Source organism: Exiguobacterium sp. s138 (assembly GCF_018618775.1).
Taxonomy (GTDB): Bacteria; Bacillota; Bacilli; order Exiguobacteriales; family Exiguobacteriaceae; genus Exiguobacterium_A; species Exiguobacterium_A artemiae.
Genome location: NZ_JACSMW010000009.1, coordinates 45,252 through 61,680 on the forward strand (window position 1 = coordinate 45,252; position 16,429 = coordinate 61,680).

Consider the following 16,429-nt stretch of genomic DNA (forward strand, 5'->3'; position numbering starts at 1 on the left):
GTTAATCCTCCGCTGTTCCCATATGTTTAAAGGTTTTAGTACCGAAGCGATCCTGACTTAATAAATATGCTTGTTTAGAGTCTTCAGTCACAATCATTACCTCTGATGGGGATGTACACATTTCATGAATTTTCTCTGCGAACTCTAAAAATTTAATAGATCGATGATCATCTTCTTTAGTAGGACGATATCCATCCTGAATATCCATGAATAATTGGAATAATGGATAGTCGATTTCAAGCTCAGCTAAGTTAGTCTCGTTACCTTTTTTATTGAAGTGTAAGAGGATAGTCGGGCTAAACTTACTTAGAATACTTTCTGTACTTGATTTAATCTTTGTTGGATTACCTTCAATTTCAGCTTTAAAAGCAAGACGATGACGATTTGTAATTTTTTTTGTATATACATAATAAGGTTTTGGAGAGCCAAACCACTTGTAGTAAGCTGAGCTACTTATTTCATAGAGCGGCTGCAAAAGCCGAGTATTTCCTTTGTTGTATTGGTAGAGAAAATGAAGGTAATTTCGATAGACTGAATCTTGAATTGTTTCTGCAAATTCTGAATTACTTAAAACCATCAATCTAATCAATTGCCCTGTCCATTCTTGAATGCTGTCTACTTGAGCTGGTGAGTAAAAGGCTTGAGCATTTTCGTCTAAGTGTTCTAATATTTCATCTACATCTCCACCGGTATAAAGTGAAAGATATAAGTCATCAACAGTACGATGACGTGTTCTTAAAGGATCGAGTTGGGCTATTTGAGTCAATAATTTTGAGCGTTCTGGACGATTAAATAACTGCTCAGGTAAACCATTTTCGAGCATTATAGAAGGTTTAACAGAAACATGTTTTAATTCGTTCCAGTTCACAGGAATCAATAAGTCAGAAATTAGATTGAAAAAGGCACGGACAGAGATCAATTCGTGATGCTTTACAATCAACTCAATTAACACTTGGACAATTTGATCTTGTATATTTTTTTGGCTTAACAATGCGTAGTTACGATGTAAAATCGTATCAACTTCATTTTCTCTATCAACTCGATATGCATCGTAAAAAGGATTTTCTGGAGAGTCAGAACAAATTTTCTCAAGAAGATCAGAGTAAAATGAAGACTTTGGACCATTATCAGTTAGCTCATAAGATTGATAACTTGAAAAACTAAATAATGTAAAAAAACTCGAAGATATGCTAATAGTTTTCCCCGGTTTAAGAACATTTGTTTGCTCTACAAATTCTCGAAGTGATGAGTAAGTATATTCGGAATCTTCTTTTGTATGATCAAGAAATTTAGCAAGCATTCCAATATTGATAGCAAGAATCATTTTTGATGAACTTAAATTATTTTGTAAAGATTGATCCGAAAAATCTTTAAGTCGTTCCAACAAAGTATCAACAGCATTTTTCGTAGGGTCAAAGCTTTCTGTAGCATCATTGTAGACTTTGTAATCAGAAAGAAGATCAGGGTGTTTCTTTTGTATATAACTCAATAAATGAGATTTCCCATCACCTACATTTCCACATAGTAGGATGAGGCGATTTTCATGGCTATTTGTCAACTGTTCGACAAGTTCTACCTGGATTTTACGATCAACATGCAAATAATTACTTAATTCATTTAATGGATCGTTACCATTTTCCACTGCATCTTTAGACGTTTCTTGTAAGCGAGAAATATAAGTGAAGAGATAATTATCATTAACTTCTTCATTTAAATAAGAAAAAGCAGGTCGTTTGATATCTTCAACTTGTATATGATCTTCAGGTATAGCGGGAGGCGCAGTCAAACCAACGTCATCAAGTAATCTCATGAAAAGTTCTTTCATACTTTGATCGTCCATTGGTGATGAAGTTACAGGAACAGACGGTAACGTATAGTGAGGAATATTTGGCATATCAAAATGTCGTGTACAATAGTCGACTGAAATATCAAACATAGCTTTATGTACACGAGTCAAATGAATGCTGCTTTCCGTTGAATGATTATGAACAGCATTATTTCCAAGCTTTCGTATATAGTGTAAATCATCAATTGATTTGCTTGACAGGGTATGTGCTCCCTGAAGTGATCGAATCATCTCTACTAAAGATCCTTGATCTAACTTTTTTCGCCAAACCATATCTTTTGCGAGCTCTTCAATGAATTTACGTGAATATGTTAACGCAGCATCCGAATCAATATAATATTGGCGTTCCATATCGAGTGCTAATTTAAAGGCATCTTCGTTCCACTCTTTTAAAAAATCAAAAGTACTTTCACTCATTGCTTTTACTCCTTATATAAAATCGATTTATTATTTATTGAGACTAACAATAGAAAAAATAACAATTTTTTGCTAAAAAGATTACAATCAAAGTATAACAAAAATTTTCTTTCTGATGATGGAGTTGAGAAAATTATGCAATCTACATCCTATGAAATACCAAAGTGGCTGACTCTTCATCCTTATCAAGAACAAGCAATTAAAAGCTGGCAAGATAACAATTATCAGGGATTATTTGAGATGGCCACAGGGACAGGAAAAACACTAACAGCTCTTTCAGCTGCATGCAAATTATTCCAAGAAAAAAAACGATTAGCTATTATTATTGTATGTCCGCTGATTGATTTGGTAGATCAATGGGCGAAAAATGCGGAAGAATTTGGACTACAACCAATACGTATTTATCAAAATAGAAAGCAATGGTTTGATTTAACAAGTAGTGAAATCACTCAATATAATATAGAGAATCAGGATGTACTATGTTTTATTACAACAATGCAAACTTTAAAAATGTCTAAAGATGTACAACTACAATTGGGAAGACTTTCAAAAGAAAGTTTAATCATTGTTGATGAAGCACATAATATAGGAACTTCAAGATCAATTGAATCGTTACCAAGTCATTTTAAATATCGACTAGCTTTATCAGCTACTCCAAGACGATGGAATGATGATGACGGAACAGATGCTATTTTTTCCTATTTCGGTGGTGAACCTATTTTTAAATATGAGTTGCGTGACGCTATTCATGCAGGTTATTTAACTCCATATTATTATTATCCACAAATTGTAGTTTTAACTGAATCAGAAAGAGAAGAATATATGGAGTTAAGTAAAAAAATCGCCAAGCTATTTGCTTCTCAAGGAGAAGACACTAAAAATGAATATCTAGAACAGCTTTTAATAAAGCGTGCTCGATTAGTCAACAGTGCTGAAAATAAAGAAGGATTACTTAAAGAATTATTAAAAAAGCAAAAGAATGATGGAGAAATGAGACATACAATTGTTTATTGTGGTGATCAAAAAAAAGAAGGCGAACGACAAGTGGATCGACTTGTTCAAATGATGGGAAAGGAATTAGGGGTTTACAGCAGCAGTTATACGTCTCACGAAAATAATAAACAAAGACGGGACTTACTTAGTCAATTTGACTCTGGGGAAATTGAGGCACTCATTGCTATTAGATGTTTAGATGAAGGTGTTGATGTTCCAAATACTCGAACTGCATATATTTTGGCAAGTAGTTCTAATCCAAAAGAATTTATTCAACGAAGAGGTCGAGTATTGAGAAAAGCACGTGGAAAAGAATTTGCTATTCTATATGATTTTATTGTTATTTCTCAGGAAATTTCAGATACAAATCAATTGCCTGATGCGGATTTTAATATTGAACGGAGTTTACTCGAAAAAGAGCTAAAGAGAGTTCAAGAATTTGCTTCTCTAGCAATTAATGGGCCACAAGCTGCGCAGACATTACTTGAATTGAAAATTTTATATAACTTACAACATTTATAAGTAAGGGGCGAGTATAAATGGATGAACAAAGAACATTACAAGATATTCTTGAAGAAGAATTTAATGATTTCAGCAATGAAGAAAAATTAGTATTCTCAAAAATTCTAAATTTAGAGGATACTTATTTAAGTACAAAAAGTGGGACTAACGGAGAAATTGTAGGAGAAATTGTACGTCTTCTGAAAGGGTTGTATAACTAATGATTATAAAAAAAATAGTATTAAATAATTTTAGACAGTACTATGGTGAACAGTCTTTAAGCTTTGCCTATGGAGAAACCGATAATGTAACAGTTATACATGGTGAAAATGGATCTGGAAAGACTGCATTAATTAACGCTTTTCTGTGGGTTTTATATGGAAAACCTCTTAACTTACCAAATCCGAACGAAATTATAAATAGAAGATTTGCTCGAGAATCTATGTTAGTTGGACTATCCGAAATTAGTACCTCAGTAAAGCTTTTTTTTAACGATGGAAATCATCAATTTGAGATTGAACGATTTTTAAATCATAAATTTGATGGAGTTACTTATACACCCTTTAAAAAATCAGAAGTGCTTTTGAAAAGAATTAATGAACTAGGTGAAGGTGAAATCATAAAAAGTGTTACCGATACAATCGATAAAATTATTCCGCAAAAATTAAGCTCTTTTTTCTTTTTTGATGGAGAAAGAATTGATAATTTAGGTAAACAAAGAGCAAAAACTGAAATTAAGGATTCAATTAAATTAATGATGGGTCTCGATTTATTTGTATCAGCTAAAAAAGATCTGCGATCAGCTAAAAATAGACTTCAAGGAGAGCTTGCGCAGAAAAATGGAGGAGAATATGAAGAGCTAATAAATAAAAGGGGAGTTCTATACACTGAAAAAGAGACGATAGAAAAAAAACTTTTAGATACTAGAGACAACACAATAGCATTACAAGAAGAAATTAAAGTGATTGATGAGAAGCTACAAGCGGATGCAGAAATTGGTGCATTACAAATTGAATATGATTCAAAGAAAAAAGAATTAGAACGATTACAAAAAAATCTAACTTTAATCGAAACTGAGTTAGCAAAGTTATTAAGTAATAATGGCCATCTTGTCATTGCTCTACCATTGATTCAACAGATTGAACTCAAATCTGAAAACGATGATCGAATTGAGTCTTATATAGATGAAGAATTCCTAGAAAAACTCGAACAAGAAGAAATTTGTATCTGTGGTCGTCCTATTTCAGAACATGAAAAAGAACATATTATGCATTTGAGAAAGTCGTCCATTTATTCACAAGATAATGGGATTAATGTTTTGCATAAAAAAATGAGTATTATTAAAGAAAAAAGAAACGGCATATTTGAACAAGTACGTGCTTACTCAAATCAAAGAAATCAGCAACTCAAAGATATCATGACAGTACAGCAAGAAATTGCAGAGCTAAATATAAGTAAGAGTACGAGAAACAATCCAGAACTAGTTGATTTGCAAAAAAAGTTTACACAACTTGAAAGTTCTATTCAAGAACAAAAAGCAATGATTATCTATTACGAAAAACAACGGGAAGAATTAACTGTAAAAGTTGATTTACTCGAAAAACAGATCATAAAAAAAGAAAGAGAAAATTTAAAGGAGTTAAATCTTCAAAATAGCTTAAATACAGCAATGAAATTTGAAAACGTGATTGGCCGCCTTCTTAAATTTCAGGAGGAAGATATAAGAAAACGTCTTGCCTTTCAAATTAAAGAAGTATTCTCTAAATTCCTACGGAAAAATTACAATGTAACAATGACAAATGAATATGAATTGATTGTTACTGATAGTGGACATGAAGAAGTAGGAATGTCTCAAGGAGAAGGACAACTAACAAGTCTTGCATTTATTGGTGCTATCGTTGATATGCAACGTAAAAAAGCAGAAAAACCGAATGGGGGTCTTCAAATAAAAGGTGCGAATATGAAAGCCGTATATCCACTTGTGATGGATTCTCCGTTTGGTGCACTAGACGCGGATCACAGAAAACGTGTTGCAGAAGGTATACATCAGCTATCTGACCAAGTAATCGTCATTGTATCTACCTCTCAATGGGACGGTGAAGTAGAGAGTCAGTTAAATAAGCATGCAGGTAAAGAATATACACTCCGTTACATTGAAGACAACAATAATTTAGAATATACACAAATATTGGAGGGAAGAATCTAAGATGAGACTATCCCGGAGTTTGGAACAACAACGTGAATACGATGAATTACATCGTGATGGAGAGTTCGGCTTTTTCAATACGTTCAAAGATATTTTTATGGCGGGACTAATGATAGGGCGTGAAACCGGAAAAATTATTTCATTTAAAAGAGGGAAGAATGCAGAAGCTTTCAACGAATCTGTTTTTTCAAGTGATGATGAGCTTCTAATTAATTCAATTATTTACGATGAATTTGGAGAAGTTGAGCCTAGTAAAGAAGAGCTTCAAAGAATCGAAAATTATGCTGCGGGTGGAGTTTCTTATCTTTATGAAATATTGATTAAGAATAGTGGAAGCAACGCTATAGATCGATATATTGAATTATTATATGATTTCAAGGATGAGGAGTCTTTAGAGAACTATAGAAACCGTCTAGTAACAGAAACTCTCTATAAAGATCATCTTTAATGTTAGCGAGTAAAAATCTAAACTTTTGCTAATTATATATAAAGTTTAGAGGTTATTAATTCAAAATCTATAGACTAAATCTATGTGGAATCGGATATTTGAATAAATGTTTTTTTATAATTAAATTAAAGGAGGAGATAAGTATGTCAAAAAAAGAAATAGAAGAATTTGATCAATGTTTTGTAGTACAAACATCGATGGATTTAAATGTAGGTCTATACGTAGTAGAAGATGATATTTTCGAAGGGAAAGTTTTAGAGGGAACTCTTGAAAATGCAATGAGATTTGAATCATTTCAAAATGCAGAAGAGTTTCTAAAAGAAATGAAACAAAATCAAATTGAAGGTGAAATTAAAACTGCTCGATTATATATTTCTATTGATTAAACTTCAACAGTAGTAATGTATGAGTCAAATACATATACTTATAAATTGAAACGACCTGACTTTTGAAGCCAGGTCGTTCGTTTTACACCGTCACTTCACTCACTTCGTGATTCAGTTGCCATTGAACACCAAACGGATCTTCGACGATGCCGTAGGCTTCACTCCAAAACGTTTTTTGGATCGGCATGATGAAGTTGCCGTCTTGCGCGAGCTTATCGAATGTCTCGTGAATGACTTGGACGTCTGGCAGATGCAGGGCCAGCGTGACATTTTGTCCGATCGTCACTGGATCCTGTGGCATGGCATCGGAAAACATGACGCGCGTCCCGTGAACAATCAATTGCGAATGCAGGACAAGCAACTGGACATCTTTTTCAAACGGTTGACCGTCCGGACCATTGCCGGGACCAAACTCCATGATGTCGGGAATGTCCTGGCCGAAGACTTTGGCATAGTAATGAATCGCCTCACGGGTATTACCGTTGAACACAAGATAAGGGGTAATCGGCATAGTAATGCTCCTCTCCATTTTAAACACGGCTGACTGATATTTATAGTATACCAAACGTTTGTTCTTATTTAAAGGTTTCTCGAGTACAAAATGAAAGCGATATCATTTATTTTGCGAATTCCGATTAAATTCTAAAAAAATGGTTGTATCTTTCCAAATCACCGTCTATACTAAATTTATCGAAAGCGCTTTCGGTGAAATGGAGTGGTTACATGGGTACAATTTATGATTTAGCGAAAATAACCGGTTTTTCGATCACCACGGTCTCAAAAGCCTTAAATAACTATTCCGATGTCAGTGAGAAGACGAAAGCAAAAATCGTTCAGGCAGCAGCCGATATGGGCTACCTGCCGAACGCCCACGCCCAGTCGCTCTCGACGAAACGATCTTGGACAATCGGCGTCATGTTCTCGGAAGCACATGGAGTCGGAATGATGCATCCGTTCTTTAACGCGATCATCGAAAGTTTCCGAAAAGCAACAGAGCAACAAGGCTATGACTTAATCTTCGCTTCACGGAATCTGCGTAATCGGGACATGAGTTATCTCGAGCACTTTCGGCATCGGGCGGTCGACGGCATCGTCGTCATCTGTTCCGATCAAATGGACCAACACGTTCAGGAACTGATTCAAAGTACGATTCCAATCGTTGTTGTTGATATGGACAGTACGGATTGCAGTGTCGTTTTCTCGGATAATCTGACCGGCGGCGCACTTGCCGTTAATCACTTACACCAGCTCGGTCATCGACTTATCGCCCATATCGCAGGGGATAGTACGACTGACGCAGGATCGGCTCGGATTGAAGGGTACAAACAAGCAATGGGATGCTTAGGATTACCGATTCCTGATGAATATATCGTCAGCGGAGGATTCTTTTCGGTCGAAGAAGGAAAACAGGCAATGCAAGAGTTACTCGCACTGCCGGAACAACCAACGGCTGTCTTTGTTGCAGGTGACCAAATGGCCATCGGTGCCATTGACGCAATTCATGAAGCTGGCTTACGGATTCCGGAAGATATTTCGATTGTTGGCTATGACGACATCGAACTGGCTAAGTTCATTACACCAAAGCTGACAACGGTCCGGCAAGATACGGATACGATCGGACAGCATGCAGCGAACCTTTTAATCGAACAGATCGTCAACAAAAAGCGGGTCATGACGACGGATATCATTCCGGTCGACTTGATCGTCCGCCAGTCGACGGGACCTGTCAAAGCATAATCACTTTTTCGAAATCGCTCTCGCAGGTTGTCTTCGAGAAAACGCGAGAGCGGTTTCGAAATCCATACTATATTTTTTGTACGTTTCCGAAAGGGCTTTCGGAACTTTTTTCAGACCATTTACGAAAGCGCTTTCGATATTTTTGAATAATAAATGAGACCGCTTACTTAGTGGGCTACTAAAACAAGACGAGGATGGGATGACATGAAGAAGAAGTTTGTCAGCGTATTAACAATCGGCGCATTAACAGCAAGCGTTTTAGCAGGATGTTCAGGCGGCGAAGAAGAAAAAACGAGCGGCGGCAAGGAAGTCTTGAAAATCTGGTCATTCACGGATGAGTTAAAAGAACCGATCAAAAAGTTCGAAGAGAAAAACGGCGTCAAAGTCGAATTGACAATCGTTCCGATCGCGGATTATCCAACAAAATTAAAACCGGCACTTGAGAGCGGCGTCGGCGCACCGGATATCTTCACAGGTGAGATTGCCTTCTTAAAACAATGGGTGGATGCTGGCTACTGGGCGAACCTCTCAGAAAAACCGTTTAACGCAGGCGAAGTTAAAGATGACTATATCCCGTATGTCTATGACATGGGGAAAGACAAAGATGGTAACGTCCGTGCCCTGTCATGGCAAACGACACCAGGTGGCGTCTACTACAAACGAAGCATCGCGAAAAAAGTTCTCGGCACAGATGATCCAAAAGAAATCGGTGCGATGATGAACTCGATGGACGGCGTCTTCGAAGTCGCTGAAAAGATGAAAGGCAAAGGCTACAAAATGTTCCCGGATGAAGGATCAATCCGTTGGTTCGCACAAGGCAATGAGCCGCAAGCCTGGGTCAACGACAAACAAGAACTCGTCGTGACAGAAGACAAGAAAAACTACATGGATTACGCAAAAGAATTACGGACAAAACAATACACAGCACTTGCGCCGGAATGGTCTCCATCATGGTTCGCCGGGATGGACAAGCCGGTTAAAGTCAAAGAAAACGGCAAAGAAACCGAAACAGAAATCTTCTCATATGTCCTTCCGACATGGGGCTTACACAGTGTCTTGAAAGAAAACGCGAAGAAATCAGCCGGTGACTGGGCTGTTACAAGCGGACCGAGCCCATACTTCTGGGGCGGTACATGGTTAGGTGTCTACAAAGATTCGAAGAAACAAAAGCTTGCATATGATTTCGTTAAGATGATGACGCAAGACGAAGAGTTCCTGACAGACTGGGCGAAAGAAACAGGCGACGTCCTCGCTTACAAACCGGTTACGGATAAAATCAAAACCGACTTCAAAGATGAGTTCCTCGGCGGACAGAACAACTACGAGTTCTTCCTCGATCAAGCAGACAAGATCACACCGGGAATCGTGACGAAGTACGACCAACAGCTCGACACATTGTACGGTGCGTCAGTCATGGAATATGTCCAAGGCAAAAAGTCGAAAGACGAAGCACTTGCTGAATTCTACAAAAAAGTCAAAAATGCGTATCCGGACGTTAAAGTACCGGAATAAGGAGTCTAGGTGGGGCGATCCTCGCTTCACCTTTTCTTATTTAAGAAAGGGGTTTGACCTGTGAAAAAACTTGATCGCCATGGTTATCTGTTCATCGTACCGTTTTGGATTGTCTTCTTGATCTTCAGCATCTATCCGGTCGCGCTGACGTTCTATTACAGTTTCACCAACTACACAGGCGCAGAAGGCGAACAACTCGTCGGACTCGCGAACTATACGCGTTTGCTCGGAGATACGTACTTCATTGAAGCGTTCTTCAATACGATCAAGATTTGGGGACTGAACTTCATCCTGCAAATCGGGGGAGCGTTAATGCTCGCTTTACTGTTCTCGGATTTACAGCTCAAGATAAAAGGTCTCGCATTTTTCCGCGCGACATTCTACTTGCCGAACTTGATCACAATCAGCTCGGTTGCCTTATTGTTTGGTATCCTGCTCGACTGGCAGCACGGTTCACTCAACATGATGCTGATGAAAATCGGTTTGATTTCCGAGCCAATCAACTGGTTGACACAACCGGTTACGGCACAAATTTCCGTTTCCCTCATCCTGACCTGGATGTGGCTCGGTCACTCGTTCATCGTCGTCATGGCCGGAGTATCCGGCATCTCGAAAGATTATTTCGAAGCGGCACTGATTGACGGTGCGACACGCTGGCAAATCTTCTCGCGGATCACATTACCGCTCTTAAAACCGATCCTGCTCTACATCATGATCACGTCATTGATCGGCGGACTGCAATTGTTCGATTTACCGATGTTGATCACGGATGGTGTCGGTGCGCCGGATGGTGCCCTGAACACGATGGTGCTTTATCTCTACAACCAAGCCTTTAAGTACAACAACTATGGCTACGCCGCTGCTGTCGCATACGGATTGTTTGCCATAACGCTCGTCTTTTCAATTATCGTCTTCAAAGGGATGTTCCGAAAAGAACGTTCACCGAAAGGAGCCTGACCGATGGAACGAAATGCAGAAGCACGTCGGATCGTGCCACAAACGGAGGATCAACCGGATCGTTCAGAACGTCCACTGAAATTGACACCACCCCCGAAACAGAAAAAAGCCTGGTTCGGCAAGAGTGTAATTTATATCGCGCTGATTGCTTTGACGATCGCCTGTATCATTCCGTTTTTGATGATGATCATCAACGCGACCCGCTCAAACGAAGAAGTCCTGTCTGGTTTCTCGTTGATTCCAGGAAACTCGCTCGCTGAAAACTATGCGGCTTTAAGTTCTTACGTCAACATCTGGTCCGGTTTCAAGAACAGTCTGATCATCGCCGTCCTCGTCACCGTCTTATCCGGTTACTTCTCGGCGATGACCGCATTCGGATTTGCGTTTTACCAGTTCAAAGGAAAAAATGTCCTGTTCGTCTTCATGCTCGTCATGATGATGATTCCGGGTCAACTCGGATTGATCGGATTTTACGAACTCAGCAAGAACTTAGGACTGCTCGACAGCTTCATCCCGTTGATCGTTCCGGCGATTGCCAGTCCGTTCACGGTGTTCTTCGTCCGTCAGTATTTACAGACGGTCATGCACCCGAGTTTGATTGAAGCAGCACGGATGGATGGTGCGAGCGAAATGCGCATCTTCCATACAATCGCCTTGCCGATGATGATGCCGGCCATCGCGACGATGTCGATCTTTACGTTCATCGGTTCATGGAACAACTACATTATGCCGCTCGTCCTGCTTTTCTCACCGGAAAAGTACACATTACCGGTTCTGATGGGCTTCCTCAAAGGATCACAGGTCGCAGAAAACCTGGGTTCACTCTATCTCGGAATCGCGATTTCCGTCGTACCGATCATGATCGCCTTCCTGTTCCTCTCGAAATACATCGTCAGCAGCATCTCAGCTGGTGCCGTCAAAGAATAAACTGTTAAAGGAGCTTACACCTATGAAATTTACACCGAATTTCGTCTTCGGGACGGCGACGTCTTCTTACCAAATCGAAGGCGCACACGATGAGGGCGGCCGAACGCCGTCGATCTGGGATACGTTCTGCGACACGGACGGAAAAGTTTTTGAAAAACATAACGGGGATGTCGCTTGCGATCATTACCACCGGTTTGAAGAAGACATCCAACACATTAAACAGTTAGGCGTCGATACGTACCGATTCTCGATTGCCTGGCCACGAATCTTCCCGAGCAAAGGGCAGTTCAATCCGGAAGGGATGGCCTTCTACAAGACACTGGCGACACGTCTCCAGGAAGAAGGCATTAAACCGGCGGTCACACTCTACCACTGGGATCTTCCGATGTGGGCGCACGAAGAAGGTGGCTGGGTCAACCGCGACTCGGTCGACTGGTTCCTCGACTTCGCCCGCGTCTGCTTTGAAGAGCTCGACGGGATCGTTGACTCGTGGATTACACACAACGAACCATGGTGTGCCGGTTTCTTAAGCTATCACCTCGGTCAACACGCACCGGGCCATACGGACATGAACGAAGCCGTCCGTGCCGTCCACCACATGCTGTTGTCACACGGAAAAGCTGTCGAGATGCTAAAAGGAGAGTTCAACTCAGCGACGCCGATCGGTATCACGTTGAACTTGGCACCGAAGTATGCGAAGACGGATTCCATCAACGATCAGATCGCGATGAACAATGCCGATGGGTACGCGAATCGCTGGTTCCTTGATCCAATCTTCAAAGGACAATATCCGGTCGACATGATGAACCTGTTCTCGAAATACGTGCACACGTACGATTTCATCCACGCGGGAGATCTCGCGACGATTTCGACGCCGTGTGATTTCTTCGGGATCAACTTCTACAGCCGGAACTTGGTGGAGTTCAGTGCTGCGAGTGACTTCTTACACAAAGACGCGTACTCGGATTACGACAAGACCGGCATGGGCTGGGATATCGCTCCAAGTGAATTCAAGGACTTGATCCGTCGCCTGCGTGCTGAATACACGGACTTACCAATCTTTATTACAGAGAACGGTGCTGCGTTCGACGATCAGCTCGTCGACGGCAAGATTCACGATCAAAATCGGATCGATTATGTCGCCCAGCATCTACAAGCGGTGTCTGACTTGAATGACGAAGGCATGAACATCGCCGGTTATTATCTCTGGTCGCTACTCGACAACTTCGAGTGGAGTTTCGGCTACGACAAACGATTCGGGATCATCTATGTTGATTTTGATACACAGGAACGAATCTGGAAAGACAGCGCGCATTGGTATGCGAATGTCATCCAGACGCATAAGGCAGCACTTCCGCAAGAAGCGTAACGTCGTCAAACAGGCAAGGTCGAATTGATCGTCTTGCCTGTTTTTTTATTCAAAAGGAGGAATTACAGATGAAGAAGTGGCTCGCAGTTGCCCTCGGAACCGGACTTGTCTTGTCCTACGCCGGGACCGGTCATGCCGAGAAAGCAGACAAAAAGGACAATACGAAATGGAAAATGGTCTGGTCGGATGAATTTACGAAACAACAGCTCGACCGGACGAAGTGGACCTACGACACCGGGAACTGGATCGTTGATCAAAATGGAAGCGCTATCAGTCCGGGGTGGGGAAATAACGAAAAACAATATTACACGGACAAAACCGATAATTCCTTTATCCGGGACGGCAAACTGGTCATCCGGGCCCAGGAAGAAAAAACAACGGACGCCCTTGGAACGTACGACTATACATCAGCAAAACTGAAAACCAAAGGCTTATTCAGCAAGACATACGGGCGTTACGAAATCAAAGCGAAACTACCGACCGGCAAAGGACTGTGGCCGGCGTTCTGGATGCTGCCGGAGCAGGACAAGTACGGCGCCTGGGCCTCGTCCGGTGAAATTGATGTCATGGAAGCCTGGGGCAGTCAACCGGACAAAGTCGCGGGGACGATTCACTATGGTGAAAACTGGCCGAACAATAAATACACCGGCAAGGACTATCATTTCCCGGACGGCGGACGGATTGACCAGTGGCATACGTATGCGGTCGAGTGGGAGCCGGGCGAACTGCGCTGGTATGTTGACGGTAACCTCTATCAAACACAAAGCGACTGGTACAGCAAAGGCAAAAACACAGCAACGAACTACAGTTACCCGGCACCGTTCGACCAAAACTTCTATCTCGTGATGAACCTTGCCGTCGGCGGCTGGTTTGACGGGGAAGTTGACGAAACGACGAAGTTCCCGGCGGAAATGGAAGTCGACTATGTCCGCGTCTACAATTTACAGAACCGTGATTACCGCGAACCGGTCGAGCCGGTGTATGAAGACGTGACGTTACCGGACGGCGCGAAACAGCCGTTAGCTGACGGGAACCTCGTCTATGATCAAGCGTACGAAAAAGCGATTAAAACGATTACCGACGGGGCACAAGTCCTTGATCCGACGTACTGGAACTATGTGACGTTACCGGACTTCGGCGGGAAGGGATCAGTCAACGTGACGGAGCAGGACGGAACCCGCTTCGCGAATGTCACGATTGACCAACCGGGGGCGCAAAACTATGCCCACCAGTTGATCCAAAAGATTTCCCTCGCCCAAGGCGGACGCTATGAAGTCAGCTTTGACGCCAGCAGTGAAGAAGCGCGGATGATCGTTGCGAAAGTCGGCGGCGGAGCGGAACGCGGCTACACGAAATATTCGAATGAAGAAGTCATCGATTTGACACCAACCGTCAAACGGCATACGTTCACATTCGACATGGCAGCAGAAACGGATCTTGCGGCACGCCTCGAGTTTAACCTCGGTCTGGCTAAAGCCGGCGTCAAGATCGGCAATGTCCGCGTCGAACAGGTACCGCGCGGTGAACTCGATGAAACGGCAACGAAACCTGCTTTACCGGACGGCAATCAGATTTACAATGGCACGTTTGACCAAGGCGCGATGGACCGTCTGACGTACTGGCAGTTTGATGCCGGTCAGACCAAAGGCACGGGAACCGTTGATCCGGCGACACGTGACTTTACATTTAAAACAAAAGCACAGACGAAAAAGGGACAACCGTCGACGCTGACGCAACGTGGTGTCCAGTTGCAGGAAAACCATCAGTATATCTTACGTTTTAAAGCGAAAGCCGAACGGATCAAACAGTTGCAAGTCAAGTTGACTAATGCGGACGGAACGGTTTCTTATCTGCCGACGCATGACGTACCGCTGACAAAATCGGCAACGACAGTCGAAGTACCGTTTACGATGACGCAAGCGACGGATTTGAACAGCCAACTCCAGTTCAACTTCGGAACGGCAAAAGGCGAAGTGACGCTCGATGACGTTGAGTTGATGAATGTCACACCGGTCGAGGTCGATCGGTCGCCGCTCAAAAACGGTTCGTTTGCCGACGGACTGAACTTCTGGAGTTCGTATATCCATTATGACGCGCAAGCAGCAGTCTCGACGGTCAATGAGGCAGCAAAACTTGCCATCACGTCAGAAGGACAGGAACCATGGAGCGTCCTGCTGGAGCAAGGCAACTTACAGCTCGTCAAAGGGCAGACGTACCAGTTGACGTTCAAGGCATCGTCGACAGTCGCCCGACCACTGGAAGTGACGGTCGAAAATGCAGCGTATACACGTTACTTCAGTCAGATTGTCGAGCTCGGGACGGAAGCAAAAACGTATCAGTTTGACTTTACGCTCGAACAAGACGATACAGCCGGGTTGAAGTTCTTGCTCGGCAAGGCAGCCGGTTCTCCGTTTGCCGCGCATGACGTGACGATTGATGATGTGAAACTGGAAGTGAAGTAAAAGGCGTATAATCAAAATAAAAGCATCCAGGACTGCCCTCGTTTCGATATATGAGGAAAGACTTGGATGTTTTATTTTTTTTGTGTTAAAAGGGATTTAAAACCAATTAAGAGAAAATAGCACTAATGAGATTTCACACTTAGGAGGAACACCATCATGGTTCGTTCGACAAAACAGTATCTCGCTTTATTTGCCGTACTTTTGCTTGCGACAATCGGTATCAATGCCTGGCCGGCGAGTATTCATCCCGACGGTACGATTGGTCTGCTTCAAATCGTGTCTTCGCTTGCCTGGCTGGTCTTTTTAATTGGTTCGGCAATGCTCGTACGCGAAGAAAAGACGCTTTTGTTTGTGTTCTATTATCTCAGCTTCGGGTTTGTTGCCGGCACCGTGGTCTATTTGGTGACGTTCTTTGAGCGGTACTGGTTGGGCGAACTTTGGTTTGATCTCGTCTCGGGTATTCAATATCCGTTCTATTATCTGTTTGCGGTCCCGCTGTTTGGGTTCAATGTCTGGTTAGACGTCTTATACGGACAGTTTGCGCTGTTTGCCGGGTTTGCCTACATCGTACTAGCGATTGGTGTCAGTGTCCGGTCCAAAAAGCTCGAAGCCAAACGACTCCGGTACTGATTGCCGGATAGTTGAAAAGCACGCCGTGGCGCGCTTTT

General features: G+C 42.1%; 14 protein-coding genes. 12 read left to right on the forward strand and 2 right to left on the reverse strand.

What is annotated here, in order from left to right; translation table 11 throughout:
• Position 1: 1 nt before the first annotated feature.
• Complete coding sequence (dptF, locus tag KNP91_RS14475) at positions 2-2,263, reverse strand: DNA phosphorothioation-dependent restriction protein DptF (protein ID WP_131503329.1); 2,262 nt, start codon at positions 2,261-2,263, stop codon at positions 2-4.
• 135 nt (positions 2,264-2,398) lie between these two features.
• Here dptF and KNP91_RS14480 point away from each other — a divergent pair, with 135 nt between their 5' ends.
• From KNP91_RS14480 to KNP91_RS14500, 5 genes are all read left to right on the forward strand, one after another.
• A complete protein-coding gene (locus KNP91_RS14480) occupies positions 2,399-3,778 on the forward strand; it encodes a DEAD/DEAH box helicase family protein (protein WP_214850768.1) in 1,380 nt (459 codons plus the stop codon).
• A 17-nt stretch (positions 3,779-3,795) separates the two neighbouring features.
• Positions 3,796-3,978 (forward strand): hypothetical protein, encoded by a 183-nt coding sequence (locus KNP91_RS14485; protein WP_131503331.1) that lies wholly within the window; start codon positions 3,796-3,798, stop codon positions 3,976-3,978.
• A complete protein-coding gene (locus KNP91_RS14490) occupies positions 3,978-5,963 on the forward strand; it encodes an AAA family ATPase (RefSeq protein WP_214850770.1) in 1,986 nt (661 codons plus the stop codon). The genes KNP91_RS14485 and KNP91_RS14490 overlap by 1 nt, the downstream gene beginning before the upstream one ends.
• A gap of 19 nt (positions 5,964-5,982) precedes the next feature.
• A complete protein-coding gene (locus KNP91_RS14495) occupies positions 5,983-6,411 on the forward strand; it encodes a hypothetical protein (protein WP_214850772.1) in 429 nt (142 codons plus the stop codon).
• Between the two features lie 143 nt (positions 6,412-6,554).
• Positions 6,555-6,797 (forward strand): hypothetical protein, encoded by a 243-nt coding sequence (locus tag KNP91_RS14500; RefSeq protein ID WP_214850774.1) that lies wholly within the window; start codon positions 6,555-6,557, stop codon positions 6,795-6,797.
• Positions 6,798-6,879: 82 nt separating this feature from the next.
• Here the strand turns inward: KNP91_RS14500 and KNP91_RS14505 are convergent, their stop codons facing one another.
• On the reverse strand, positions 6,880-7,308 hold the full coding sequence (locus KNP91_RS14505) for a VOC family protein (RefSeq protein WP_214850776.1): 429 nt from the start codon (positions 7,306-7,308) through the stop codon (positions 6,880-6,882).
• Between the two features lie 212 nt (positions 7,309-7,520).
• Between KNP91_RS14505 and KNP91_RS14510 the strand changes: the two genes are divergently transcribed.
• From KNP91_RS14510 to KNP91_RS14540, 7 genes are all read left to right on the forward strand, one after another.
• On the forward strand, positions 7,521-8,534 hold the full coding sequence (locus tag KNP91_RS14510; protein ID WP_214850778.1) for a LacI family DNA-binding transcriptional regulator: 1,014 nt from the start codon (positions 7,521-7,523) through the stop codon (positions 8,532-8,534).
• A 204-nt stretch (positions 8,535-8,738) separates the two neighbouring features.
• A complete protein-coding gene (locus KNP91_RS14515) occupies positions 8,739-10,046 on the forward strand; it encodes an ABC transporter substrate-binding protein (protein WP_214850780.1) in 1,308 nt (435 codons plus the stop codon).
• A gap of 60 nt (positions 10,047-10,106) precedes the next feature.
• Positions 10,107-11,003, forward strand: coding sequence for a carbohydrate ABC transporter permease (locus KNP91_RS14520; protein WP_214850782.1), 897 nt, complete (start codon positions 10,107-10,109; stop codon positions 11,001-11,003).
• A gap of 3 nt (positions 11,004-11,006) precedes the next feature.
• Positions 11,007-11,930 (forward strand): carbohydrate ABC transporter permease, encoded by a 924-nt coding sequence (locus KNP91_RS14525; RefSeq protein ID WP_114597012.1) that lies wholly within the window; start codon positions 11,007-11,009, stop codon positions 11,928-11,930.
• A 22-nt stretch (positions 11,931-11,952) separates the two neighbouring features.
• Positions 11,953-13,299 (forward strand): GH1 family beta-glucosidase, encoded by a 1,347-nt coding sequence (locus KNP91_RS14530; RefSeq protein WP_214850784.1) that lies wholly within the window; start codon positions 11,953-11,955, stop codon positions 13,297-13,299.
• Between the two features lie 68 nt (positions 13,300-13,367).
• Positions 13,368-15,761, forward strand: coding sequence for a carbohydrate binding domain-containing protein (locus KNP91_RS14535; RefSeq protein ID WP_214850787.1), 2,394 nt, complete (start codon positions 13,368-13,370; stop codon positions 15,759-15,761).
• Positions 15,762-15,917: 156 nt separating this feature from the next.
• Entirely contained in the window at positions 15,918-16,391 is a 474-nt protein-coding gene (locus tag KNP91_RS14540) for a hypothetical protein (protein WP_214850789.1), read from the forward strand.
• The last annotated feature ends 38 nt before the right edge of the window (positions 16,392-16,429 follow it).

Coding starts and splice junctions, on each gene's coding strand:
- KNP91_RS14505 (WP_214850776.1), bottom strand. CDS start 7,308: ATGCCGATTACCCCTTATCTTGTGTTCAACGGTAATACCCGTGAGGCG.
- KNP91_RS14530 (WP_214850784.1), top strand. CDS start 11,953: ATGAAATTTACACCGAATTTCGTCTTCGGGACGGCGACGTCTTCTTAC.
- dptF (WP_131503329.1), bottom strand. CDS start 2,263: ATGAGTGAAAGTACTTTTGATTTTTTAAAAGAGTGGAACGAAGATGCC.
- KNP91_RS14490 (WP_214850770.1), top strand. CDS start 3,978: ATGATTATAAAAAAAATAGTATTAAATAATTTTAGACAGTACTATGGT.
- KNP91_RS14485 (WP_131503331.1), top strand. CDS start 3,796: ATGGATGAACAAAGAACATTACAAGATATTCTTGAAGAAGAATTTAAT.
- KNP91_RS14525 (WP_114597012.1), top strand. CDS start 11,007: ATGGAACGAAATGCAGAAGCACGTCGGATCGTGCCACAAACGGAGGAT.
- KNP91_RS14515 (WP_214850780.1), top strand. CDS start 8,739: ATGAAGAAGAAGTTTGTCAGCGTATTAACAATCGGCGCATTAACAGCA.
- KNP91_RS14535 (WP_214850787.1), top strand. CDS start 13,368: ATGAAGAAGTGGCTCGCAGTTGCCCTCGGAACCGGACTTGTCTTGTCC.
- KNP91_RS14540 (WP_214850789.1), top strand. CDS start 15,918: ATGGTTCGTTCGACAAAACAGTATCTCGCTTTATTTGCCGTACTTTTG.
- KNP91_RS14500 (WP_214850774.1), top strand. CDS start 6,555: ATGTCAAAAAAAGAAATAGAAGAATTTGATCAATGTTTTGTAGTACAA.
- KNP91_RS14480 (WP_214850768.1), top strand. CDS start 2,399: ATGCAATCTACATCCTATGAAATACCAAAGTGGCTGACTCTTCATCCT.
- KNP91_RS14510 (WP_214850778.1), top strand. CDS start 7,521: ATGGGTACAATTTATGATTTAGCGAAAATAACCGGTTTTTCGATCACC.